The 24,370-nt window shown below is 60.7% G+C and carries 22 protein-coding genes and 6 pseudogenes; 11 read left to right on the forward strand and 17 right to left on the reverse strand.

The genetic code is table 11. The annotated features are described in order from the left end of the window. Positions 1 to 54: 54 nt before the first annotated feature. The 3 genes from EI171_RS44295 (at position 55) to EI171_RS44305 (ending at position 881) form a co-directional block, all read left to right on the forward strand. A complete protein-coding gene (locus EI171_RS44295; RefSeq protein WP_011090956.1) occupies positions 55 to 297 on the forward strand; it encodes a helix-turn-helix domain-containing protein in 243 nt (80 codons plus the stop codon). 114 nt (positions 298 to 411) lie between these two features. Further along, complete coding sequence (locus EI171_RS44300; RefSeq protein ID WP_223153795.1) at positions 412 to 645, forward strand: AlpA family transcriptional regulator; 234 nt, start codon at positions 412 to 414, stop codon at positions 643 to 645. Next, complete coding sequence (locus EI171_RS44305; RefSeq protein WP_161536868.1) at positions 642 to 881, forward strand: hypothetical protein; 240 nt, start codon at positions 642 to 644, stop codon at positions 879 to 881. The genes EI171_RS44300 and EI171_RS44305 overlap by 4 nt, the downstream gene beginning before the upstream one ends. Positions 882 to 884: 3 nt before the next feature. Here EI171_RS44305 and EI171_RS45220 read toward each other — a convergent pair whose 3' ends face one another. From EI171_RS45220 to EI171_RS44315, 4 genes are all read right to left on the reverse strand, one after another. Then, entirely contained in the window at positions 885 to 1,028 is a 144-nt protein-coding gene (locus EI171_RS45220) for a hypothetical protein (protein WP_196238411.1), read from the reverse strand. Between the two features lie 199 nt (positions 1,029 to 1,227). Then, the gene (locus EI171_RS44310; RefSeq protein WP_161532339.1) at positions 1,228 to 2,571 is read right to left on the reverse strand and encodes an IS1380-like element ISBdi2 family transposase; all 1,344 of its coding nucleotides are present in this window, start codon (positions 2,569 to 2,571) and stop codon (positions 1,228 to 1,230) included. Between the two features lie 722 nt (positions 2,572 to 3,293). Continuing rightward, positions 3,294 to 3,449, reverse strand: coding sequence for a hypothetical protein (locus tag EI171_RS45225; RefSeq protein WP_202633080.1), 156 nt, complete (start codon positions 3,447 to 3,449; stop codon positions 3,294 to 3,296). Beyond that, the gene (locus EI171_RS44315) at positions 3,446 to 4,669 is read right to left on the reverse strand and encodes an IS701 family transposase (RefSeq protein WP_161536869.1); all 1,224 of its coding nucleotides are present in this window, start codon (positions 4,667 to 4,669) and stop codon (positions 3,446 to 3,448) included. The genes EI171_RS45225 and EI171_RS44315 overlap by 4 nt, the downstream gene beginning before the upstream one ends. A 2,530-nt stretch (positions 4,670 to 7,199) precedes the next feature. Between EI171_RS44315 and EI171_RS44320 the strand changes: the two genes are divergently transcribed. Then, entirely contained in the window at positions 7,200 to 7,427 is a 228-nt protein-coding gene (locus EI171_RS44320; RefSeq protein WP_223153796.1) for a hypothetical protein, read from the forward strand. A gap of 385 nt (positions 7,428 to 7,812) precedes the next feature. Here the strand turns inward: EI171_RS44320 and EI171_RS44325 are convergent, their stop codons facing one another. Together EI171_RS44325 and EI171_RS44330 are read right to left on the reverse strand one after the other, a co-directional pair. Next, a complete protein-coding gene (locus EI171_RS44325) occupies positions 7,813 to 8,016 on the reverse strand; it encodes a cold-shock protein (RefSeq protein WP_011090960.1) in 204 nt (67 codons plus the stop codon). A 16-nt stretch (positions 8,017 to 8,032) separates the two neighbouring features. Then, positions 8,033 to 9,439 (reverse strand): hypothetical protein, encoded by a 1,407-nt coding sequence (locus EI171_RS44330; RefSeq protein ID WP_202633081.1) that lies wholly within the window; start codon positions 9,437 to 9,439, stop codon positions 8,033 to 8,035. On the opposite strand from EI171_RS44330, the gene EI171_RS44335 reads away from it, so the two are divergent. Then, positions 9,417 to 9,596, forward strand: a complete 180-nt coding sequence (locus EI171_RS44335) for a DUF3892 domain-containing protein (RefSeq protein ID WP_161537193.1) — start codon at positions 9,417 to 9,419, stop codon at positions 9,594 to 9,596. The genes EI171_RS44330 and EI171_RS44335 overlap by 23 nt on opposite strands. A 3-nt stretch (positions 9,597 to 9,599) precedes the next feature. On the opposite strand, the gene EI171_RS44340 is transcribed toward EI171_RS44335, so the two are convergent. The 11 genes and pseudogenes from EI171_RS44340 to EI171_RS44395 all read right to left on the reverse strand — a co-directional run. Further along, complete coding sequence (locus EI171_RS44340) at positions 9,600 to 9,965, reverse strand: hypothetical protein (RefSeq protein ID WP_014498622.1); 366 nt, start codon at positions 9,963 to 9,965, stop codon at positions 9,600 to 9,602. Positions 9,966 to 10,066: 101 nt separating this feature from the next. Then, a pseudogene (locus tag EI171_RS46345) lies at positions 10,067 to 10,557 on the reverse strand (HK97 family phage prohead protease). 164 nt (positions 10,558 to 10,721) lie between these two features. Beyond that, positions 10,722 to 11,306: a hypothetical protein gene (locus tag EI171_RS44355; protein WP_161536872.1), complete on the reverse strand. Its 585-nt coding sequence runs from the start codon at positions 11,304 to 11,306 to the stop codon at positions 10,722 to 10,724. Beyond that, on the reverse strand, positions 11,306 to 11,839 hold the full coding sequence (locus EI171_RS44360; RefSeq protein WP_161536873.1) for a hypothetical protein: 534 nt from the start codon (positions 11,837 to 11,839) through the stop codon (positions 11,306 to 11,308). Before EI171_RS44360 ends, EI171_RS44355 begins: the two co-directional genes overlap by 1 nt. A 197-nt stretch (positions 11,840 to 12,036) precedes the next feature. Then, positions 12,037 to 12,588 carry a hypothetical protein gene (locus EI171_RS44365; protein WP_014498619.1) on the reverse strand — a complete coding sequence of 184 codons (552 nt, stop codon included), beginning with the start codon at positions 12,586 to 12,588 and terminating at the stop codon, positions 12,037 to 12,039. A gap of 401 nt (positions 12,589 to 12,989) precedes the next feature. Further along, positions 12,990 to 14,419 (reverse strand): annotated as a pseudogene (locus EI171_RS44370) (phage/plasmid primase, P4 family). A 259-nt stretch (positions 14,420 to 14,678) separates the two neighbouring features. Then, positions 14,679 to 15,452, reverse strand: a complete 774-nt coding sequence (locus EI171_RS44380) for a bifunctional DNA primase/polymerase (protein ID WP_246740416.1) — start codon at positions 15,450 to 15,452, stop codon at positions 14,679 to 14,681. Further along, a complete protein-coding gene (locus EI171_RS44385) occupies positions 15,436 to 15,654 on the reverse strand; it encodes a hypothetical protein (RefSeq protein ID WP_129964954.1) in 219 nt (72 codons plus the stop codon). The genes EI171_RS44380 and EI171_RS44385 overlap by 17 nt, the downstream gene beginning before the upstream one ends. A gap of 234 nt (positions 15,655 to 15,888) precedes the next feature. Next, positions 15,889 to 16,119, reverse strand: a complete 231-nt coding sequence (locus tag EI171_RS45230) for a hypothetical protein (RefSeq protein ID WP_202633237.1) — start codon at positions 16,117 to 16,119, stop codon at positions 15,889 to 15,891. A 797-nt stretch (positions 16,120 to 16,916) separates the two neighbouring features. Further along, positions 16,917 to 17,780 (reverse strand): IS21-like element helper ATPase IstB, encoded by an 864-nt coding sequence (istB, locus tag EI171_RS44390; RefSeq protein WP_161536875.1) that lies wholly within the window; start codon positions 17,778 to 17,780, stop codon positions 16,917 to 16,919. Between the two features lie 8 nt (positions 17,781 to 17,788). Beyond that, positions 17,789 to 18,785, reverse strand: a pseudogene (locus EI171_RS44395) (transposase); the annotation flags it as partial. 169 nt (positions 18,786 to 18,954) lie between these two features. On the opposite strand from EI171_RS44395, the gene istA (EI171_RS44400) reads away from it, so the two are divergent. The 6 genes and pseudogenes from istA (EI171_RS44400) to EI171_RS44425 all read left to right on the forward strand — a co-directional run. Further along, positions 18,955 to 20,496, forward strand: a complete 1,542-nt coding sequence (gene istA / locus EI171_RS44400) for an IS21-like element ISFK1 family transposase (protein WP_161536876.1) — start codon at positions 18,955 to 18,957, stop codon at positions 20,494 to 20,496. A gap of 18 nt (positions 20,497 to 20,514) precedes the next feature. Next, positions 20,515 to 20,799 (forward strand): annotated as a pseudogene (gene istB, locus EI171_RS44405) (IS21-like element ISFK1 family helper ATPase IstB); the annotation flags it as partial. Between the two features lie 108 nt (positions 20,800 to 20,907). After that, entirely contained in the window at positions 20,908 to 22,665 is a 1,758-nt protein-coding gene (istA, locus tag EI171_RS44410; protein ID WP_161532270.1) for an IS21 family transposase, read from the forward strand. 4 nt (positions 22,666 to 22,669) lie between these two features. Next, positions 22,670 to 23,437 (forward strand): IS21-like element IS1631 family helper ATPase IstB, encoded by a 768-nt coding sequence (istB, locus tag EI171_RS44415; protein WP_038952109.1) that lies wholly within the window; start codon positions 22,670 to 22,672, stop codon positions 23,435 to 23,437. Positions 23,438 to 23,509: 72 nt separating this feature from the next. Next, positions 23,510 to 23,995: pseudogene (gene istB / locus EI171_RS44420) on the forward strand (IS21-like element ISFK1 family helper ATPase IstB); the annotation flags it as partial. Positions 23,996 to 24,092: 97 nt separating this feature from the next. Beyond that, positions 24,093 to 24,359 (forward strand): annotated as a pseudogene (locus tag EI171_RS44425) (transposase); the annotation flags it as partial. Positions 24,360 to 24,370 lie beyond the last annotated feature (11 nt).

A 24,370-nucleotide genomic window follows, 5' to 3' on the forward strand; every position in this document is an offset into this window, starting at 1 on the left:
TTATTGTGCATCTATCACCGCTATGGTGACAAATGCACTATACAGGAATTAACCATGGTGACAAGTGCACAAATTAGGGCGGCGCGCGGTTTGTTGAACTGGACCGTTCGAGACCTTGCGGAGAAATCGGGTGTGCACAGAAACACCGTGACGAGGGTTGAGACCGACGCGACGGCACCGGGTCATTCGATAGCCGCCATCCGCGCCGCCCTCGAATCTGCCGGCGCCATCTTCCTGGCAGATGGTCAATCGATCGATGGCGGCCCTGGTGTGAGGCTGGCGAAACCGAAGGCCTAGCTGCCCACACCTATCGGGGCGCTTCGGCGCGTCCACAGGGATGTGGGTGCTGCCCTATTGTAAAGCCACACTCCCATTCCAGCGTGCGGCGGCAGCAACGATTCGGTGGCGCCCGTGTCGACCGTTGATCTCAACGCCCTCGCGACAGATCAGTATCTCAACGCCAAGCAAGTTCGCGAGCGCTACGGCAGCGTATCGAACACTTGGCTATTCCGGCGCATGCGCGATGCGGCCTTTCCGCAACCGTCGACGCGCCTCGGTGGCCGCACCAGGTTCTGGCTTCTATCCGAGTTATTGGAGTGGGAGCGGAGCAAGCTCCCTATTGACGCGGACAGCGTAGGCGAATGATGACCAAACGGTTCGCGATCCGCAGTGACGAACCAATCACGGTCGATACACTGGAGCGTTGCTTGGATTGTCTTGCGATCCTAATGGATCAGTCGCCACAAGGCGGTGAAGTCTATCTCGCGATCTTCGAGCGGCTTGAATCAGAGCTTGCCACTGCGAAAGCGAAGGAAGACATGATGGAGCGAGCGCGCGTTAGGGCCGCGCGGTTTATGCAAGAGCACTCGATTAAGAAGTAGCCGCTACGTCTTGGCTGACTTACGGAATTTTTCCGCATTCTCCGCAGCTACAGCTAAGGCCCGCGACAACTCAAGCGCCTGCTCCACTGTCACTTGGAAGTGAACGCCGACAATGCTTGCAATGACGAGCGTGATTTCGTCGTCCATCTGCTCAACACAGATCGCCGCCGATTCATTTAGCCCGTCCTATTCGTGAGAGTGCGGCTTTTGGGCCCGATTGATGCGGCCGCACATCTTGTCTGACGAGGCGCACAGGATTGCCTTCGGCTTTTCGCCGCCTGACGACCGGTACTTTGCAACGCGCTTGAGGGATGGGTTGGGCGAACGGGGGCGGACGCCCCGCCGGTCAAGGACCGAGCGGCAGCAGCGCGCCGGGCAAGCCGCAGATCAGGTCGGCTTCGGGACATGCCGCGGCAAACGCAAGGCGAATGCGGCTCGTGGTCTCGACGACACGGGCGGCGATTTTCAAGAGCCGAAGACGCAGCGTCGCGAACTCGGCAGCGGCCAATTCCCGGGCTTTGGGAATGGCGTCGCGTACGGTCAGCATCAGCCAATAAGCGGCCGTATGGAGCACGAGACGGACCTGGTTGGCGAGCGCCGAACGGCAGCTGGTGCGATCGGAGGCGAGCTGCGTCTTATGCAGCTTGATCAGATTCTCGGCTTGGCCGCGCGCGCAATACAGGCTGTCGTAGATCCACTCGGCCGAGCCGACATCGAGGCTGGTGACGACGAAGCGGATGTCGAGGCCGAGCATCGTCGCCTCAATACGGGCGACAGTGCGCCGTTCGCGATCCCAGGACTTTGCCTTGTGGCGCGTCTCGGTATAGCCACGCAGAACCGGCAGGTTCTCGATGGCGCGTCGGGTGCGGATGTCGTCGGCGACCTCGTCGACTTTTCTGGCGAGAGGCTTGGTGCCGGACAGACCGAAGATGTAGTCGATGCCGTTGGTCTCGCACCACGCCATTGCCTCCGGCCGGGCATAGTGCCCGTCGCCACGGAACGTAATTTGCGTGTTGTGCCATCGCGTCCGGATATGCCGTACCAGGCGGCGCAGATGGGCACGCACCTCGACGCCGCCCGGCGTCTTGCCGGGCCGCAGCACGACGGCCACGGGCCGGCTCTTCTCCGTGTCGTAGACGTGGATCGGCAGGAAGCAGCGTTCGTCATAATGAGCGTTGAACAGCGAGAGCTGCTGATGGCCGTGGACGACGTCGCAGGTATCATCGATGTCGAGCGTGACGGATGCCGGCTCGCGCGGGTAGCTATCCATCCATGCGTCGACCAAAGTGTAGGTCAGCCGGATCACGTCGCGCAGGCGCGGAGCATTCTCCAGCCGCGACAGCGTCGGCTGGGAACACAAATCCCGGCCCGTGTCCGGTAGGCGACCGCAGGCCAGTTTGAATGCCGGATCGGACCTCAGATGATCGAGGTCGTCGGCGTCCTCGTAGCCGCAGCAGATCGCGAACATGCGCGCGCGGAACATATCGACCAGGCTGTGCACGACCCGCGTCGGATCGCGCCGATCCGGGAACACCCGGGCCAGATTGTCGGCCAAACCGAGACGCCGCTCGGCCATCGCCAGAAGCATCACGCCCCCGTTCGAGGTTAGGCGCCCACCATCGAAGGCAGCTGTGACTTTCTTGGCGTGAACGGCTGGAAACGAGAAGGGCGCAATCGTATCGTCGGTCATGGCGGGCGTGGCGTTCGCGGTTGGAGGTGATGGGGTGGCTTCGCAACCGAATCCTACGCCGCATCAGCGCTTTACCCCTCAGGCGCACTCTTACGAATAAGACGGGTTAAGTTGAAGAAAGATTGAGTGACTCCCGATCATTTCTGTGCCGAAACGTGGAGTCGCGGTCGTGCCGCGTCCAAAGAAACCGGCGCGAGCGGCCTATTAGACGCGGTAGGTGATCAGCCTCCGAAACGAGACTATCAAGCATGAAGAGATCGAGCGCGAGGCAGAGGTTTTATTTGTGTTGAATTCTTGCTTCTCGATAGTGGTCTGAAATCGTATCATCGGTCATGGCGGGCGTGGCGTTCGCGGTTGAAGGTGATGGGGTGGCTTCGCAACCGAATCCTACGCCGCATCAGCGCTTTACACCACGCTCGCCAGCCTCTCAGGCGCCCTCTTGCGAATAAGACGGGTTAGTTCGATCTCAGCAATTAGTTCGATCTCAGCAATACGTCCGATGAGATCATCCGGTTCATTCGTCATGGCTACAATCCATCCGGCGATTGGGCTCGCGACTGGCGTAGGGTCCGCTCGACAGCAATTCGAGCCCAGAGAACACGAACTGGTCAACTACAAGAATTTGTAGTCGCACACCTACCGCAGTGACCGGCATGATTGCGGACCGTCGCAGCGGAGGCCGCAGACGCAATTTCGGAGGGGGATGTGCCTGCGGCCTAGCATTACAGTTGCAATTTTTGCCTGAGATGGGCTTTGCGCGCGTTGGCCTGATGAGCCCTGCGCCAGGACGACCATGCGAGGATGTGGGCGTGCGAGATGCGCCGCTGGGCAAGCTTCATGGCGACGCGGCGGATTTCCTGGATCGACCAGCGGATCAAGGACGATGCCTCGGTCGAGGCCGCGGTCGCGTTTTTTTGAGCAATGGCCCAGTGTTGGCCCGATGGCGGATGACGGCCATCATGGCGAAGGCAAGCATGACGAGTGAGGCATGGCGATGCCAGCCATGCCAGGAGCGGGTTTCGTTGTGATCAAGGCCGAGCTCGTTCTTGGTGGTTTCGAAGCTGTCCTCGATGGCCCAGCGATGGCCTTCCACCGACACTAGCTTCTGCATGGAGGTGCCCTTGGGGCACCATGTGGAGAAGAACGCCAAGCTGCCGTCGGCAATGTTGCGGCGGATCAGAAGACCCCGCGTCCATTCCCCGGTAAGGGCGTCGTTGTTTTCACTGGCGTCAAGATCGGCCAGCTCAAGATAGGCCCAGTCGTGCCAGCGCGGACCTTTGGTCCCTTCGCCGGACGGCAGGCGGCGCCAGGCCTTCTTGGGAAGGCTCTGCGCGATCGCGGAGGCGGTGCCGGCGACAGGCTGCGGCTTGCCCCAGGAACGGAACACGTGATTGGAAGCAACACCGAGAACATAGCCTTTGCCCGCCTTGCGCAGCAGGGTTTCGATCTCACCCGTGCCATACACGCTGTCCGCCGCCACGAACGAGAACGGCACCCTTGCGGCGATCGCGCGAGCGATCACTCGACGCGCCATCTTGGGCTTCGTCGCAAAGCCCACATCGCTCGGGACATGCGCTGCCTTCAGGCGAGCGGGGTCGTCCGTCCATTCCTTTGGCAGATAGAGCGCCCGGTCGATGAAGGCATGGCCATGCCGCGACACATAGCAGGCGAACACTCCGATCTGGCAATTGGTGATCTTGCCCGCCGAGCCGGTGTACTGGCGTGCGACCCCGCACGAGGCCTTGCCCTGTTTCAAAAAGCCGGTCTCATCGATGACCAGAACCGCACCCTCATCGCCGAGCGTTTCCAGGGCGTACTCACGCACAATGTCGCGCAGCGCATCGGCGTCCCACTGCCCCCGGCCCAGGATCGCCTGCTGGCGCCACGGCCCTGGATCGCCGGCCGCTTCCGCCCGCATCCAACCGGTCTTGCGCGGCTCGTTGCCCAACAGTCCGTCGAGAAACCGCCCCGCCGAGGCCGCGACCCGCTCCTGCGTAAACAGCGGACGGATCCGTTGCTTGGCATCTCGCAACGACGAAGCCCACAGCGTCAGCGTATCCTCAACCGACGCACCACCAATCATCAGATCCCGAATCATGGTCGCCCATGGATTCAGAATCTTCAGAAAGATGCAACTGTAATGCTAGGGGGAACTGATGAGCGAAAGCTTTAGGGTTGGTTTCGCGATAGCCATCACGGCAGCCGTAGTCGCAGGGGCGTTTTTTGCTATCCGTTTTTTGATTGGCTTTTACGGATAGGATCTCGCCGCCCTACTTCCACCCGAACCTGTCGCAAATCGATGCGATGATTTTGTCGATCGCTATCGCGATGTTCTCATCAGCATATTTTCTGGCCAGGGCGGCAAGTGCGACTATCTGAATCAGAAAAATGCAGATGACGGCCACAAATCCTAAGTGGGGAAATGTGGCCAAATCAATTAGCGTAATGCGCGCGCATATCCAGTAGAATCGTTCCTCGCGGCGCTCATCGGCCTTTTGAGCCCAACAGTCCTGGGGCGCGGGGGCGACTCGGCGTCGCGAAACATGCGAAACGACGCTGTCCCTGCCACACCCGCGCCGCGGTGAAGTTAGCGGCCACGTGACTCGGCGCCTCCATACCGAAGAAGCGCTGTCCCTATCGCGCGCGCCACTAACTTCCGTGGTCAGCCTTACCGCCTTGAGCTGCAAAACTGACCGCCCCGCCCCCGAGGGGGGGCATCAAACCCGCGGGGGGCCCTCGCGTTGTATCGGCGAAAAGCCTCCCAGGCACCTACCAGGATTGGTCGGGCTGCCTGGGCCGCCACTGAACGCTAAACTGGTCACCCAGCCTTTGCACACGAAGGAGAGAGCCCTGTGGTTAAACTCGCACGCGTTCGCTGCATCAATAAGACCGACAGGATGAATCCCCACGCGGCGTTCAGCCAGACAATCTTCTTTCACTGGCTGAGTGTCCGTGACCCCCACTAGCGACGGCTTCCACGGCTAAGACCCCCACCTTCCGCGAGCTGACGCTTTTTCCTTCCGGCCGCCCTGCGCATCCCGACACGGAGCTTCAGGGCCGCCAGCGCGGCGGCGCTCGTCAAACGATTTGCGCTCGTTCCAATCGGCTACGGCGCGGAGACTCGCCGCACCGGCGCCAGTGGAGATGGCCTGCTGCAGATGCGAATTGTTTATTCCCTCGGCCCGTTTCGGCTTCGGTAAAGTGCGAGAAATTCTCGCACTTTCTCCAACGGCCATTTCTGCCTGCACCTGCTCCCAAATCTCCTTACGTCGCTTGATGTAAAACCTCTCGCACCTAGCCAACCACCGGACATTTACGGAGAGCGAAGCTGTCTCTTTCCGGTGGACAGCCTTTGGTTGCGATAGTAACTTGGTCGTTTTTAAGGACGTGAGATTTTCTTATGCGCGATTGGCAACTGCCGTTTTCTCGCGTGTGCTCGGATTGCACCTCAAAGCGCGAACGAAGATCCTACCGCCGATTACCGTCATGCGCTGCGATTTTGAGCGGTGCGTGATGCTGCTCTACATTTACACGGTCATAATGATCGAGTCGTGGCTCGATTTCTGGCTCACGTCAGCCCAACGTCTCGCCCCAGCATGCTGCCCGTGCTGGGGTCTCTCTTTCGGAGACTGACTTGGAGTCCTGGCAGCCTGTCGGTCGTAATTGAAGCAAGACAGTCCGTCACCCTTTCGTCAGCTATCGCGAGCGCACCCAGTGCCTTTTATGACTAACCCGCACACCGCAAGCAGCGCGGGCGCGCTGGCGAAAGTCTCACAGGCATGCCACCCGAACCGGTTGGCACACACGCGGCTCTCCTAGAAGAGCGCGTATGCGTGCAGCGATCTTCCGCACCTCCTTCGGCCCGAGGTTGGGTTTCAAGCTGTCGAGTATGCCTAGCACTGCCTGAGCCTCCTCGGCATTAAACGTCGCGACTTGGCGATCTGCTTGGCTCAAAGACTGATCGGCCGCGCTGGCCTGATTGGCTGCAAACACCGCAAGCGCTTGGGACCGCAGGGACGTGATTTACTGCTCGAATATGTGCATCCATTGGCCTGTAGCTACCCTGTGTGGTGACGTCGCAAGCGATGGTGGCCAGCCTTCGCCCCTTGGATTGGCAGGGCTGGCCACCTTTGCTCCCGAGGGGCCCAAAATTCCCCCCTGGTGCCACCAAGGAGTATCGCTGAGAAGAACTGGAAGCACCTACCAGCACCGGTGGGTTGTCGCGCCCCCGCGTGCACGCCATATTAAAGTGCTCGGCCTGCAAATGTTCGAGCTGGCTCCGCTCATAGGAGTAACCGCCGTGCCTAGGACCGAAGTGGTAGCGGCAATCCAAGCATTCACGGACTACGTCCGTAGGCCAAGCCATACACCGGCAGAAGACACGTACGCGCCACAGCGAACTGAAGAACAGCTGGCCGATTGGCGATCCCGGGTTGAAGTTATCTGCTCAAAAATGGACGCGGTGGCGGATTGCCCTCTTTCGACCTTATCCGAATTCGAGGCGCTCAGACGCGAGATGGGGACAGATTTTCCCGCAACACCACCCGCTTTACTAAACCGTGTAGCGGACGCATTTTTACGCTGCGGGTCGGCGGATGCCGGCCCCTTAATCAGGACGGAGCCGGATGATGCCTAGCACATTCTCGCTGCACAAGATCGACGAAGCTATACGCGACCTCGAAGAAAAAGTTGCTCACGGTGCAGAAATCAGCCGCGAGGAGCTCGCGAGCGGCATTCTGCGGATTACGAAGCGTCTTCGAGATGAACTCGAAGCCGCGCTCAAGGTAATCGATAGCCTCAAGGATCACACCGGGCTCACGGTGGCAGCCGCGCGACCTAAACAGCGGGAACGTTAGCGGCCACGTGACTCGGTGCTTTGGGGTGGACCGATAAAGCGCTGTCCCTATCGCGCGCGCCACTAACTTCGCCCGGTCAGCCTCAAGGGAGGGAGAAGCTGACCGGGCAACGTATCCTCCGGACGAATGCCCTAGAGCAACTACCAGGATTGTGGGCGGTGACTTGGCAATCAGTCTCGGATCGCAGGCAGCGCCGTGGCGAGTCGCCATCGGCAACTTACTACCAAGGAAGGTACAGCGCGACGAACAGTACCAAGAGGATTAGAGCGCACGCCCACGCGAACAATAGCGCCTTATCCATCGGCCGATTCCGATCGATCTCCTCGGCCGCCCGCAGCGGCGTACCACTGCGGCCTTTCTGTTGAGCAACACAATGGGTGGTGCATCACTCGATTCGTAGATTTTCCGCCGACTCCTTTCCGCGATTTTTCACGATGTCGAAGCTGACTTTTGCGCCCTCTGCGAGCGAAGTAAAACCAGCCTTCTCAACCGCGGAGATGTGGACAAAGACGTCATTGCCGCCGGAATCCGGTTGAATGAACCCATACCCCTTTGTTGGGTTGAACCACTTCACTGTCCCAATTGCCACCTTACTTCTCCATTTTTCAAAAATGAAAAGTAGTGCGCGACTCCGACAAAAGAATGGCTTGTCGCGACGCGCGTCCGCAGGCCATACGGGTGGCACCGATCTTACATCCTCGCCAGGACGCTAAGCGCGTTCTGACCTGCCACGTTGATGTTGTTGGCGTTGGTGCCATCGCCCTGTTCGTTGGCTGAGAACACGTGCAAACCCAATAGTGGCGGAGCCGCGTACGCGGCTGCTCCACCGACCTGAGTAGTATTCGTCCGCCTGCAAGACCCCCCTGACCAATGAAAACGTTGGTCGCATCCACGCCAATACCGGAAACCGCGGCTGCTGAGTTCGCGACCAGACCAATGCGTGATGCATACGAAATCTGCGTCGCATCTTCGGTCAGCCCGAATACAGCCGACACCTGATTGCCTGCGGACGCTCTCGCCTGCCTCACGGTCGCGCTGGAATAGGTGTATGCGAGGCCGCTATCGATCGCCGCTGCGGATGCCGTCACGCGGTTATAGGCATTCCACACGCCGAGGTACCCAGCCACACCGCCAGACCCCGAACCGCCAAGAATCCAATCAAGTTGCGACGATGCATTGCTGCGCGTGGTGCCTCCGCGCCCCGCTGCCGGCCCATTGGTGATGGCTTGATTGTTGAGCCAGATACCATTGACCTGGCCCAACGCCGTTCCAGCCGAGCGCACCGTGTCGCTTGTCCAGTCGGGACCGTGAGGCAGCCGCAGCGTACCGCTGTCGTTCCAGACAAACCAGTCATTGACCTTGCTGGCGCCGATCGCCGCGGGGTTCTTGGTGATGTCGGTCGTCGCGATCGACAACTCGGCAAATGTCGTCATCGTGAGTTTGGTGCCGTCATAGATTGGCACCTGATTGCCGTTGTAGAGCGCATAGTACAGCGTCGTTTTGGCGCTCTGCGTCGTCGTCATCACGGGCGTTGCGCTCACCAGGGTCAGGCGACCTTGCGGCGGAGACAGAACCCCGAGATTGCCACGTGACGTTTGAGCACTCGCCACGTCCGACAGATTGTTGGCGCTCGACAGATCACCAGCCCCAGGCTGGCCCACCACGTTGAAGTTCCAGTCCGCGAGCGTGCCGCTGCCGCCGGTCTTGTCGGACGTCATGGTCAGCGTCGTGCCGCTGTAGGTGACGAGGCCTTCCATCCAATTCGCCGTGTTCGCCGCCGAGCTAGCCCGCACGCGAGCGCCATTCTGATAGGCGAGGCCGGCCTGCGTGGTGAACGCTTTGGATCCGGTGCCGATAGCGAGCGACGTGGTCGAAGTGCCGCCATACGTGGGGGCGTTGGCCCCCGCAGCACCGGTTGAGCCCGTGGCGCCAGCATCCCCCTTCGACGCCAGCAATTGCCAGTATGTCGCATTCGGAGGCGTGTGGTTGGTGTGGCCGAGATCGGAGGTCATTCGATCGATCGAGAACGGGACCAATACATTTTTTACGTTGGTCGGCGGTAAGCGCGCGGACGTTGGCGTCGTTAGCGGCCCGAACAGAAAATATGTTCGAACTCACGCTGACGGCTACTACAACGATAACCCACTAGCTCTGCCGGAGTGTCCGTGAGTTTTAGTCAAGTAAATCGTCCGCCTCCTCTGCCGGCGCCCAACTGATCTTGCTCGCATCGGCCGGTGTCGCGCCCATACTGCTTAGGCACAGCCTCAGTAGGCTGAGCGATTTTGTACCCATCTCCGCGCCGCTTTGCAGGCGAGCGCGCAAGACTGATGCGATGGAGACAAGACAACGGTGAGATGCATTGAGCCATGGCAACTCGCTGGCGAATTCACGCCATGCATTGGCCTGTTGCTCGTTTAGCCAAGTGGGTGGAGCGCCGATTTCGGCACCGGTTGGATCGTTGCGTTTATAGCGGCCAGCATTGATGATGTGCCGGCCTTCAACCAGCGCCTTGGCGGCCGGCTTTCTTGGTCGTGGCATTTTGCCCCTGGGGGTCCGAATTGCAGATGCGCGTGAAATGGGGGGCCGCCGGTAGCTAGTGGCGGCAGTGGGAGGGATCTGACCCACCCCTCCCCCTGCGCTTAAAGGATGCCGCGGGCCCGCATCTTCGCTTCAACGCGCCGTCGTGCTGCCTGGTTGTTGCTGGATGCTCGACTGATCTGAGCTGAGGTGTCCTTGCCGTAGGCTCCCCACAGGACCAAGCTGATCTCGAAAAGTTTGGCCTCGGTGATGAGGCGCTTCGGAATGTCGCCACCGTCGTCCCACTCCTCGACAACTGGAGTAAACGACACGCTCACCTCGTTGACAGTGCCAAGGCCTCCTGCCCTAAAGGCGCATCAGGATTCGGCTCTAACGAGTAGTAGAGTCCGACGTTATCCGAACGTAGTTTGAGGGTGCCGTTGCTGATGCGCCCCAGAGGCCTGCTGACATCATGACTCCAAAGCGCGGCGACGTCTGGATTTTGCGCGATGTGCTTGTCGAATGCGCCGCGCGCGAAGCGTTCCTCGAAGAGCCCCGCGATGATGGCCGGCCGATTCCAGGAAATCGCGAATCCTGAGATGGTTTCAGCCATTGCGTTGCGTCACCCGCAATCGTTTCTCGCGTTTCGCTTGCATCAACTTGCGCGCAATCACGGCTGGTGAGTCCGAGCACTCGGAGTGTCGGCTTTCGCCAGGCATCTTTACACGGCGCCGAACTGGCTTTCGGTCGGCCACATCGGAAGTGCGTTCGGATCCCTTAGACATTGTGGCCCGCCTCCTTCACTTCCTTCAAAAAGTAAAAAGCGCGGCCTTCGCGCCGATCGCCCAAGAAGTGCGCGCGCACTGGCCGCAGATAACCGAGGCGCACATCCTCGCGCTCCAGATCGTCCAGCAGCGCGTCGTGCTTTTCTCGGGCTGCTTCCAACGCGCGAGCGGCCTCACATACCGCACCCAAACGGCGCTGGTACTCTGGCATCACGGTGAAGCACACGAGCTTGGAGGCTACGTTCCGCGCTTCGTCTGTGCGCCTATGCAGGACCTCCCGCGCTGACTCGATGTTTGCTATCTCCGTGGTGACTTCGCGGAGCTGCCGCGACAGATCGGCAATGCTGTCAGTAGGATCGTCACCAAGCAGCGCGGCCACGCCGGGCGAGATATGTTTCCCAAAAGCCGCCCTGCCCGCCTCGATCTTACCGCGCAGTTTCGAGCGCTCGCTGTTGAGCTTAGAGTCTCTCTGCTCCAATTCCACGCGTTTCGCGATCAGGTCGGCGTACGAGCTGTCGGCCTCCGCGAGGCTGGGGACGCGGAATTCGTCGGTGGTCTTCGTCTTCAACGGAGCCATTAGGCAACAACCTTTCCAAACAATGCATCAATGATATCGGCCACAGCGGCGACGTTGATGGTGACTGACTTGTGATGGCCATTGGATTGCCAGTGAGCGCAATGAGCGCCCGGCTGACTGAAGCGACTGACCGACCCATCAGGTTTGTGAATCGCGACGGCTCTCCAATTGCAGGATACGGCAACCTGAGATTTTCGCGCCTCCGCGACGCCAGTGCGTGCGTCCTCGACCAAAATCGCAACAGCGATCGGCGCGTTGGGAATCGACTGCGGGGCCCCATCCAGGTTGACACTACCGGGTGTCATCGCGTGGTAGGCGCGGACCGCGTCAACAGCGGTGTGCAACTCGGTGTCAGAGGCGAGCGCAACAACGAGGTCGAGAACATTGTCCTCCTCTAGCTCAGGCGCAACGCCCGGTGCGCCGGAAGGCAAGATTCCGGCTTCCTGCAAACGCCTGGCGATTCCGGTGCTTCGCGAGCGCGGGAAATCAAGATGACGCTCGATCGCGTCGAGCACGTGATTCCAAGTGGCCATTGGGGCCGCTCTCCTTTCAGGATTGGAAATTGCGATTGGAGGGTTAAATAAAACGCCGCATGCGGCGGCTTCGCGGCTCAGGGCCGGGAAAAAGTGGCGACGCCGGGTGGTGGCCAGCGCGCCGAGTGCACGTCACGTCAGACCACAAATCGTGGTCTTCAAGGTGATACGTTCCCAACTATGGCGAAAACTGGATTTTAAGCCGCCAGCGCGATTTTCCTCCGGCGCGGCCTGTTCCTGCGAATGTCGGGCTCATTATCATTGGCCACCTGCGTCAGGAATCGCTTGGCGTCGATTGCCCGGATCATGGCGTCCTCAACGGCACCGAATTGCATGAGCCGAATGCCGCTTGTCGCCGGGGCGGTGCGGCCCGCAAGAAATTCAGCGCCCTCCGCAACTGCATGCGACCACCTGGAGTACGGTGCGCCCACGTCCTGCTGCCAATCCAGTAGCTCTGGCCTGGCGGGCTTGCCGGGCTTGTTGGGGGTGGCCGCCTGTTTGGTGCGGCGCTTGCCTTTGCTCTGGCGATATTGCTCGGCAGTTGAATGCCATCGCCCGTCCAAACCAAACCACTTGGACATATCCGCATTAAACGTCGCCCTCGCCGCCGCATCCAATTGCCAGCCATGGGCCGGCCCCATACCGGGGAAGCGGCGGTGTAGAATGCGGTTCAGCTCGCCAGGGCGCGGGCGGACCTCGGTAACATGGTCGGCTGCTATGGGTTGGTCGTTGTCGTTTGCGTGTTGCATTGGTTGTCTCTCGTGACGAGCGTACCTGACCGCTTCTGCGGTCTTGTGCGTCGGCATCTGCGTGCCGATCGAATAATCAAACAATCAAAAAAAGTTATACGTAACTCGGCCACTGGTTCGGGCGGCTCGCGGGATCCAAGGGATTTGCTATATCCCCGCCCCATGTTTTGGTTTTCATTTTGCACTCGGAGAAGTTTTCCTGGGGGCGCGGGTCCCTATGTGAACGGCGGGAGAGATCAGCTAGACCCCGCCGCCGTGCGCGGTGTGCGCGATGTGCGTGATTTTCACGTATGACTCTCTACACGCGCGCGCGAAGCGCCTATAATGGAAAAATCGCGCACATGTCGCACACGTAGCACCGACCATTGAAATCATTTCGTTTTCCCGTGCGCGATCCGTGCTCAATCGCGCACGCTAGGTTCTTTCTCGGCCTGCCTAAGCAGTTGCAGTCCGATATAGAGTTGTCCGCCGCGTACCCTTTGCCCCTTCTTGAAGCCACTCTTGGTCAGCGACTGGACAAATCCCTTCTGGCTTCCGGGGCGCTCGCCAGATGCTTCAGCATAATCGGTCCACGATTTGAACAGATCCGCGACGAAGTCTGAGATGCTACGATTGTCCGGCTCAACTCGGCAAGCATCCTTCAGCCACTGGCCGAACGTGTCTTGCTCGGCAAAATACGTTTCGGTCGCCTCAACAATAGATGCAGGTCGCACCAAACCATTGCGCTGCCAGTCCCGGCACCCATCAACCATCCACCGCAGAATGGCGGGCGCCTCACCGCGAAGCTTTGCTTCAAGTTCACGATCCGGCTTCGTCGGCTTTCGCGTGAACGGCACGATGTTGAATCGCCGCCGGGCTGCGGCGTCGACGCTATGCAGTGCTGGCTGGTGGTTTCCAACCACAAACAGTTTGAATTGCGGCTGGAACGTAAAGAAGTCCTGCCTCATAAAGCGCGCTGAAATCGCATCGCCGCCCGTCATCTGTTTTATTCGCGACTCGGCCCAAGCCCTGCCCTCCTCTGTCTCGCTGGCGCTGACTAGACGCGCACCGCGCAACATCGCCAAGTCTGTCGGGTGTCTGTCACTGCGGCTGGCAACGAACGTGTCCATTGACGCCGTAGTCGCATAATCGTGCAGAATATAGCTAGTGGTGTTGAGAAAAACCGATTTCCCATTACCGCCGTCGCCATGCACAAAGACAAGTGCATGTTCGCGCGTGTCGCCCGTAAGGCAGTAGCCGCACCACTGCTGCAGAAAGCGGATCATTTCACCGTCGCCGCCAGTCGCGTCTTGAAGAAATCGCAACCAAAGTGGACAGTCTGCCTGGGCAGACGGCGCGGTGGACGTTAGTTTGGTAATGCCATCTGCAGGGTCGGCAGCGCGCATTTTCCCTGTACGCAGATCAACGGTGCCGTCTGGCGTTCCGAGCAGAAACGGGTCGCGGTCCCAAGCCTCGATCGTGACGGCGAAGGTTGGGTCATTGCGAGCGAACCCCTCGACTCCTGAAGCGAATGAACGCTTTCGTATAGTCGCGAGCGCCTTCGGAGACAGGCCCTGTGACATATCGCGGGCCATCACCCTAACATGGTGAGCCGCAAGGCCGACTTCGTTCCTGCGCCAGTACGAACCATCCCATTCAAACCACGCGCCAGTGGAGTGGCAGAAGCGCAGCGTGTCTCGATAGGTGCTCGCGAATATATATACGCAACACTATCCTCGGTTACCGAAGTGCCGGGATTAGATGCGGGTTTGTTGTCGTTGGCTGCGACAGGCTCCTCATCGCGGGCTTCAACGGTTGAATTGGACGCGTCGGTTTTAATTGCATTTTGCATTCAGCAATCGCCCTTCAGGACAAAGTTGATGTTGATCGACGCGCTGCGGCACGCCTGGCGGGTTGAGTAAGAAGACGAGCAACGCTGACTGGCTTGGTGTCATCGCCGCCGCCAACTCGTTTACGCAGCCACTCGGCGGCCTCTGACGCGGACATGCTGAGGCTGACTGAAACCATGTTGATCGGCGAGTAGCCGGCGTTTCCAGCCGAATAATCGACAATACCACTGGGCTGGATATTCAGCGCGCGGCCTCGCTTCTTCACCTTCGAGTTGATCGAGGGGCGGAAGGATGCAACAGCGTGGAAGCCGCCCTGGTACTTGCGCAGATCTTCGAGTCCAAGCTCCGGCACCCATGCATCGAGGCTAGCCAACGCGCGGCGTTGATGTCAGCCCACGGGTGGTCACTATCGACTACCACCGGGCCGCGGTCACTGGCTTTGCTGGCTGGCTTAATCAGCGTCCCGCGCTCGGCGAAGTACGCCTCCGCCCGAGCCAACAATTCGTCGATCGCCTCTGGTGTGATTTCCGGAAGCTCGGCCAACGGTGTTTCGGCCGGCGAACCGTTGAACCATTCGTAAGGTCGGCCCGTATCGGGATGCGTTCCGAACGCCACGAATTGCGTGCGTTCACCAAACGCCTCGACCTGACACTTGGCGCCGTTGATCAGGTAGGCGCCTGTTGCGCGCTTCTCGCGAGGCTCGGTGGCGCGGAATGCGAACAGGGTCTTCGGTGCCTTGCCCATCCGATACGGCGCTCTGTCCGACCCCGGCAACGCCATCACCATCGCGCGGATAGCGTCGGCAGTCTCAGCGTCCGGCGTGTCGACATCAAGCCCCACAAGTTCGCCGCAGAGCAGACCCGTATTTGTGGCGTCCGGATAGTTGCGAGCGATGCCTTCCATTTGCGCAGCGGACCACCGCGAGCGCTGCCAGTTACCCATGACAGCGGCTTTGCCACTACACGCGACGGGACGGTATCCGTAAGCAATAAGGCTGCGACGAAGGTGGATAATGCGCTTAAGCGTGGCCCGCATGTTGGCAATCGCCCTCTAAAACGAGAGATGAAATTGATTCGACCATCGCGGGCGAAAGCGCAGCCCCGCGCGCGTAAGCTCGATGCGATCCATCGGCCGCACGCACAATGCGCACGCCGAACAACTTCACCCCTTCGCAGACTTCGACGTCCGCAAGGGCAACGTCAGCACCGAGCGGCGAATGAGTGGCGAGGATTTTCATATTCCGGGTCTCCCTCGATCAGAAGCTTAGTCAGTTGCCGGTCGACCTGAACCGGATCGTAATACAGGTTGAACGAGCCGGGGATCTTGACCGGCTCTCTGAAGTTGTGGTGGAAATTGAGTTGTGGCTGCACACAATTCCTCCGTTCGTAGTGTGTGATGAGTAGTGAGATTTTTCGGGCGTGACACTAAAGGTCGCGCTGCAGATATTTGGCGGGCGACGCGGGGCTGTTGTTCACGCAGCTACCTTGGACTTGCCGTTATCGTTTGCGCCGCGGGCAGCAAGCCGCCGCCGCGCGCGTGTCATCACGTCATCCTTCGACTGCATAGCGGCAAGCTCCCGCTCCAGGCGTTCGACGTAGGGCGCGAAGCCCGGCCGGTCGTGCAGCACCATCACCTCGGCGATGAGGTCGAGGGCCGCGTCAAGGCGATCAGCGGTAACCGCAGACGCATTTAAAGTGGTCATGGGTGTGGGAATTTTCGGTTAGCGTTGCCGCTGAGCGGCTGCATTACCTCGGCTATGAGCCGATGACGGACAAGGTGTCCGTCAGGCAGTCACGGGCGCGCCCTCGAATCGCGCAACGTCGCCTTGAGTGGTACATAGCAGAACGGGACCTCAACCGCAATACGAAAAGTCAAATCAAGTTTTGTTACAAGTTGTATAGTTATGGGTTTGCGCTCTACCGCCCCTCATCGACTCGTTAGTTCGGTAGCCGAGTCGGCTACCGACCCAAAAAGTAGATACACCGCGTAGATACACGTCGAAACGGCAAGATTTTAACATATTGAAATATAATAGGAAATCTCATCATTACCTGTGGTTACATTCCGCTAGGGAGCGCCATTTAAAGAAAAATAATACAATAAAATCAGCTAGATAGCCCCAGAGGGCCATTCATATTACACACCTGTTTGCACATCATTGGCATGATGACCGCAATGCTCTTTCTGTCGTCAGCGCCGCGAAGCGGCGGAATGCCGCCATTAAAAGCAGCCGATCTCCGAGTTGGGGCAGTCGCTCTCGAAATGGAGGATGGGGAGAAGCGGTAGTGGCACGTCAAGCTGCATTGCCGCCAACTCTGCCGCCGCGCCTAATCGATCGTGAGGCCTCCGCAGCATATGCCTCGGTTAGCCCGAACACGTTTGACCTTCTCGTGACGGCGGGAAGCATGCCCAAGCCGCGGGTCATTCCGGGTACGAGACGACTGGCTTGGGACGTTCGCGAACTCGAGCGCGATCGACGCTCTGCCTCACCACGGGGTGTCAATCGGCATTGGACTGGGACCCCCGATCGGCATCCAAAAGGACCCCCTTTGATCGGCGCGTTCTGCTGGTAGCGCTCGTCTCGTCGGAGCTGGTCGGGATAGCGGAGGCGAGACGAGCGCGGGTGATTTGATCGTCGTCTCGGCTTTTGAATCGCCAGCTGTCGTTGCCGGTCTCGACGATGTCGCAGTGGTGAGTCAGCCGGTCGAGCAGCGCGGTGGTCATCTTGGCGTCGCCGAACACACTAGGCCACTCGCCGAAGGCAAGGTTGGTCGTGACGATCACGGAGGCGCGCTCGTAGAGCCGGCTGACGAGGTGGAACAGAAGCTGGCCACCGGACTGGGCGAAGGGCAGATAGCCGAGTTCGTCCAGCACGATGAAGTCCATCCGGGTTAGGTGCTCGGCGAGCCGGCCCTGACGTCCGCTGCGGGTCTCGGCCTCGAGGCGGTTGACGAGGTCGACCACATTGTAGAAGCGGCCGCGGGCGCCGCTGCGGATGCAGCTTCTTGCGATGGCTATGGCAAGATGGGTCTTGCCGGTTCCAGTACCGCCGACCAGGACGACGTTGCGCTGCTGAGCGATGAAGCCGCCGCCAGCGAGATCATTGACGAGCGTCTGGTTGATCGGCGTTCCGTCGAACTGGAAGTCGGCGATATCCTTGGCAAGCGGCAGCTTGGCAATGGTGAGCTGGTATTTGATCGACCTGGCTTGCTTCTCGTTGATCTCGGCGTTGAGCAGGTCGCCGACAATGCGCTGAGGTTCGTGCTGGCGCTTGACGGCAGTTGCCATGATCTCGTCGAAGGCAGCCTTCATGCCGTAGAGCTTGAGTTCGCCCATGAGGTCGAAGATTTGGGTTCGTTCCATCAGATGGTCCTCCGGAGGTTGTCGTAGCGGGCACAATCGGCGATCGGTGCATGACGGAGCGTCAGTGCGGCCGGCGTCATGATGTTGGCCGGTGGGGCGGGTTCACGTTGACGGGCCAGGATATTGAGAACGACATCGGCCGAATGGACGCTGTGACTGAGCGCTTCGGCACAGGCCGCTTCCACCGCGGGCAGACCGTCAGTCAGCACCGCGTTGAGGATGTCGACCATCTGCCGATTGCCGTCGTCGGTGCTGGCAAGCTTGCGCCGGATCCGCTCGATCGCGGCTGGCAGCACCCAGTCTTTGAAGGGAGCACCGTTGCGCAAGGCGCCGGGTTTGCGGGCGAGCACCGGCACATAATGCCAGGGGTCGTAGACGGTAACGCCGCGGCCAAAGGATCGCGGGTGCTCGGCAACGATGCCGTCCATCCTGACGGATCACGATGCGATCGGCATAGGCTTGAACCTCGACCGGTCGTCCGACTGCGCTGGCTGCGACCGAGTACTTGTTGTTGTCGAAGCGCACCAGGCAGGTCTTCGAGACCGATGCTGTCACCGCATGGAAGCCGTCGAAGCGGCCGGCATAGGGAACGAGTTTGGGGCGTTCGGCTTCGAACACTTCCCAGATCGTCTGATCGACCAGCTCCGGATGGCGATGAACCTTGGCGTAGGCGATGCATTTGTCGAGCAGCCAGGCGTTTAACTCGTCGAGGTTTTTGAACCGCAGCCGCGGCGTGAAGAAGCGTTCCCTGACCAGCCCGACCTGGTTCTCGACCTGCCCCTTCTCCCAGCCCGACGCTGGCGTGCAGGCGACCGGATCGACCAGATAGTGGCTGCACATCTGCAGGAAGCGGCGATTGTAGAGACGCCCTTTACCGACGAAGATCGTCTCTACGGCGGTCTTCATGTTGTCGTAGATGCCGCGGGTGCAGGTGCCCTTGAACAGCGCGAACGCCCGGTCGTGGGCGTCGAACACCATCTCCTGCGTCTCCCGCGGATAGGTGCGCGTTTCGCGGGATCGTGAGCGCGGATTTCAGGGGATCGTGAGCAGAGATTTCAGACGATCGTGAGCAACGATTTCGCGGGATCGTGAGCAAGGCTTTCGGAGCCTTGCAGCGCTTCGGCCGACAACTCAACCGGCTTAGGGATGACCTCGTGGTTAACGAGGAAGTCCAATGCCTACCCAGAGATTGTCGATGCGCCGGATCAAGGAAGTCCTTCGGTTAAAACATTTTCAAGGCCTGCCAGAGCGGGCCATCGCGCGGAGCGTGGGCGTCAGCAACGGCGTTGTGCACAGCTACCTGAGCCGCGCCCGCTCTGCTGGGTTGAGCTGGCCGCTTCCGGAGGGAATGACCGATGAAGACCTGGAGCTTTTGCTTTTCCCGGCCCCACGACCAGCGTCTCAGAGCCCGCAGCGGCCGGTGCCCGACTGGAGCTACATCGATAAAGAGCTCCGCCGGCGCAACGTAACCCGTCGCCTGCTCTGGGAGGAGTATCGCGCCGTTAATCCCGACGGTTTCGGGTACACGTGGTTCTGCACTACCTCCGAGGCCTGGAAGGGGCGGGTCCGACCTTCGATGCGGCAGATTCATCTGGGCGGCGAGAAGGTGTTCGTGGATTTCGCCGGCGACACCATCGACATCGTCGATCCCCTGACCGGGGAAGTGCAGCCGATGAAGCTGTTCGTCGCGGCGATGGGCGCTTCGAACTACACCTACGCCGAGGCCTGCCCCAGCGAGAGCTTGGCCGACTGGATCCGGGCCCACGTCAACTTGTTCACGTTTTTGAGCGGAACGCCGACGTTCGTGGTCTGCGACAACCTCAAAGCCGCCGTCAGCAACCCCGACCGCTACGATCCCGGCCTCAATCGCACTTATGCCGAGATGGCGAGCCATTACGGCACGGCCATTCTCGCCGCACGGCCGCGGCGCCCAAAAGACAAGGCGAAGGTCGAGGTCGCGGTGCAAATCGCCCAGCGCTGGATTCTGGCCCGGCTGCGCAATCAGCGCTTCTTTTCCCGGGCCGAGCTCAACGCCGCCATCAAGACACTCGTCGACGAACTCAATGCTCGTCAAATGCGTGGCTTCGGCTCAAGCCGCGCCGAACTGTTTGCCGAACTCGACAAACCCAAGCTAACCCCGCTGCCAGATCAGCCTTATGCCTTCGCACGCTGGAAGCGCTGCCGCCTCGCTCCCGATTATCATGTCGAGGTCGACGGCCATTGGTACTCCGCGCCGTATCGTCTGATTGGCGAGCTGGTCGATGCCCGTATCGACGATCGGACGGTCGAGATCTTCCACAAGGGCCAGCGGATCGCCAGCCATGCCCGCGCGCCCAACCGACGCGGACACACCACCATCGCCGACCACATGCCCAGCGCCCATCGCCGCTACGGCAAATGGACCCCCGCCGCGGTGATCGCCGCCGGCGAGCGGATCGGTCCTTCGACAGCAGCGTTTTTCCAGGCCGTGATCGACGCCCGGCCCCATCCAGAACAAGGCTTTCGAACCTGCCTTGGCATTCTGGCGCTCGTCAAAAGCTACGGCGCCGAACGCCTCGACGCAGCCTGCCGGAGGGGCATCCTCATCAAGGCGCGCTCCGTCGCCTCGATTAGATCGATCCTCCAGAACGGCCTCGATCGCACGTTCTTCGACGAATCTTTCGAGCACCAGCCCCTGCGCCACGGCAACATCCGCGGACGCGACTACTTCCACTGAAGCAAGGAGAGACCCGGCATGCTTAACCACCCAACCCACGAACGGCTGATCGAGCTTGGCCTGACCGGAATGGCCAAGGCCTTCGAGGAGCAGCGCCGATCGCCCGATCTCGAAGCCCTGCCGTTCGAAGATCGCATCGGCCTGTTGGTCGACCGCGAAGCCGCCGAACGCGACACCAGGCGGCTCACCACGCGCCTCAAGATCGCCGCACTGCGCCAGACTGCTTGCGTCGAGGACGTCGATCTGCGCACCCCGCGGGGCATCGACCGCGCCGTTTTCGCCAAACTCGTCGAAGGTCGCTGGACCCCGTGGGTCGGTCAAAATCCCCCGGGTATGGTCACTTGAAACTCCCCCACCTGATGATCGCCGTCAGCGCCGCTGAACAGCAGTAGCCGGTCAGGCAGGACGTTTATGTTCGACCCCTTTAGCCAGCAAGGGGCCGGGGAGTTGAACGTCTTGAAGCGACATCTGCAAAGCACGGTATTTACATTACTTGATCGCAACGCCAGCCAGCGCGAGATCCACAGGCTGACGGGGGTCGATCGCAAGACGATCCGGCGTTACCGGGCGCTGCGGGCTGGTGCGGAGGCAAATTCCCCCGGGGAAGTGACCACCGGCACGGTGAGCGCGGACGACCAAATTCCCCCACCCCGACCACCGGCTTTTGGGGTGTCGGAAGCGACAGCCGCCTGCAGCCTGGCCCGCTCGGCCTGCGAACCGCATCGGGCATGGATCGAAGAACAGGTCCGCCTGAAGCGGAATGCGCAGGCGATTTACCAGGACCTGGTCGATCGATTTGGCTTTCCGTCCAGCTATCAGAGCGTCAAGCGGTTTGTGCGCACGTTGCGACACAGCGATCCCGAGCAGTTTGATCGACTTGAGTTCCTGCCTGGCGAGGAGGCCCAGGTCGACTATGGCGAGGGCGCTCTGACGATTGATCCCAGGAGCGGCCGGTACCGCCGTCCCCGCCTGTTTGTGATGACGCTGCGCTACTCGCGGCGCAGCTTCCGGCGGGTGGTCTGGAAGTCCAGCCAACACGTCTGGGCGCAGCTCCACGAAGAGGCGTTCCGGTATTTTGGCGGGGTCCCCAGCTATGTCGTGCTCGACAATCTGAAGGAAGGCGTCCTCAAGCCGGATTTGTACGAGCCCGAGCTCAACCCGATTTACAGCGCGATGCTGGCTCATTACGCCGTGGTCGCCGATCCCGCGCGGGTGGCCGATCCCAATCGGAAAGGCTGCGTCGAGAGTGCGATTCAACATACCCAGGGCACCGCGCTGGCCGGACGGCGCTTCGAGACACTGGAAGCCCAGAACGAGTTCCTGAGGCACTGGGAGGAGAATTGGGCCTCCAAGCGCATCCACGGCAGCACGCGCCGTCAGGTCGAGGCGATGTTCCAGGAAGAGAAGCCGCACCTGCGGCCGCTGCCTGTCGCTCCCTTCCGCATCTTCACCGAAGTCGTCCGGACTGTCTGCGACGACACCACCGTACGCGTCGACAACAGCTATTACGCCGCGCGGCCCGCGCCGATCGGCAGTCAGGTCGTGGTGCGGATCTACGCCTCCACGATCGAGATCCGTGATCGCCACACCCGTGCGCTGCTGCGTGTTCATTCCCGGATGACGCACCCCGGTTCTGTTGTCCTGCCGACCAGCGAACGGCCGTTCAATCCGTCGCGGCAAACCGCCGTGCTGCTGGCGAGCGCCGAGCGCATCGGGCCGCAGACCAGGGCGCTATGCCAGCAAGTGTTCGACACCGAGGGGCGCCCCGGACAGCGCGCGATGTGGGGCATTGTCGGGCTGGGCCGGAAGTATCCGGCGCGGCTGGTCGAGCAGGCCTGCGCGCACGCCATCGACAACCGCATCTACCGCTACAAGCACGTGCGTGCGACCGTCGAGCGGTTGTTCGAACAGGCGATTGAGCAGGTTGGAGTGACGCCACAGCCGGCATCGCCGCTCACCCAGGATCATCCGCTGATCCGTACCCCCGCGGAATACGGCGACCTCTTCAGCCGCGCTGTGCGGCGCGACGCCGACGATAATGGTCGGCAGGCCGAGGCTCACGACGATCACGCCACGGCAATCCGCGCTCGTGTCGCCTGCGCAACCCCGGCCAGCTCCGGCGCCACGAGCGCTCCCGCTGCACCTTCTCACCTTAAACTGGAGACCTAGCCACATGATGACCATGCCGGAAATTGAGCGTTGCCTACGACAGCTGCGCCTGTCGGGTGTCCGCGACACGCTGCAGACGCGCGTGCTCCAGGCGCAGGGCGCCAACCAGCCCTTCCTCGAGACCTTCTCCCTTATCCTGCAGGATGAACTGGACCGTCGTCAGTCCCGTCTTATCGAGCGGCGATACCAGCAATCCGGGCTCGACGAAAAGCTGACGCTCGCCGAGTTCGACTGGTCCTTCAATCCCAAACTGCCACGTCAGACCTGCTTCCAGCTCCACACCCTGGCGTTCATTGCCGCTGGCGAGAACGCTCTGCTTGTCGGCAAACCTGGCACCGGGAAGTCGCACATCGCCAAGGCGATTGCCTATCAGGCGATCCTGCAAAGCCACAAGGTCCAGTATCTTGAGACCGACGACTTCTTCCACCGCTACGCCCTGAACTCTCCGGCACAACGCGAGGTCCGGCTGCGAACCATCATCGACTGCGATCTCCTCGTGCTGGACGATCTATTCCTCGCACGCGCCATCCCCGACGACGCCGGCACTTTGCTGCAGACCCTGATCCATCAGCGCTACAAACTGCGCCGCAGCGTCATCGTCACCTCCAATCGCGTCGTGCAGGATTGGGGGGCATACCTTGGGGACAACACTATGAGCACGACGATCCTCGATCGCCTTATGCATCATTGCCATCTGCTTGAGTTCGACGGACGCAGCTATCGGCTCAAAGAAGCCGCTGAAGCTCTTGCCCGGGAAACAAACTCAAACTAACAGTCCCTTGTCCTGCCTCGCGGGTGGAGGAATTTGACTGACCACACCCGGAGGAATTTGAAGTGACCCGCGGGGCGCTGGATCGATCGCCACGAGAATTTGCTCGTCACCGGGGCAACCGGCCTGGGCAAAAGTTGGTTAGCCTGCGCGCTCGGCCACAAGGCCTGCCGCGACAACCGATCAGTCCTCTATCATCGCGTTCCAAGGCTGTTCGAGGCGCTCGCGCTCGCGCGCGGAGACGGACGTTACGCTCGGCTCCTCAAAAGCCTCGGCCGCGCTCAGCTTCTGATTTTGGATGATTGGGGACTATCGGTGCTCACCGCCGCGGAACGCCGCGATCTGCTCGAAATCCTCGAGGACCGCCATGGCCGCGCATCCACCATCGTCACAAGTCAGCTCCCCGTGGACACCTGGCATGGAGCCATTGGGGACCCCACGGTCGCCGACGCCATTCTCGATCGCCTCGTCCACAACGCCCACCGCCTCCAGCTCACCGGAGAAAGCATGCGAAAACGCAGCGCCAAAACCATCACCCTTGACGGCCAACCAGAACACTGACTCTATCTCCCATCGGCCGTAGCGGGCTGCTCACGATCGTCTGAATTCAGTGCTCACGATCGCGCGAAATCGATGCTCACGATCCGTGAAATCCGCAACCAGCTGCCGTTCGGCGCTCGCCAACCAGGTCCGTCTCGTGCTCCATACGGCCGCTTATTGGCTGATGCTGACCGTGCGCGACGCCATTCCCAAAGCCCGGGAATTGGCCGCTGCCGAGTTCGCGACGCTGCGTCTTCGGCTCTTGAAAATCGCCGCCCGTGTCGTCGAGACCACGAGCCGCATTCGCCTTGCGTTTGCCGCGGCATGTCCCGAAGCCGACCTGATCTGCGGCTTGCCCGGCGCGCTGCTGCCGCTCGGTCCTTGACCGGCGGGGCG

This window comes from Bradyrhizobium sp. LCT2 (genome assembly GCF_009931255.1).
Classification (GTDB): Bacteria; Pseudomonadota; Alphaproteobacteria; order Rhizobiales; family Xanthobacteraceae; genus Bradyrhizobium; species Bradyrhizobium diazoefficiens.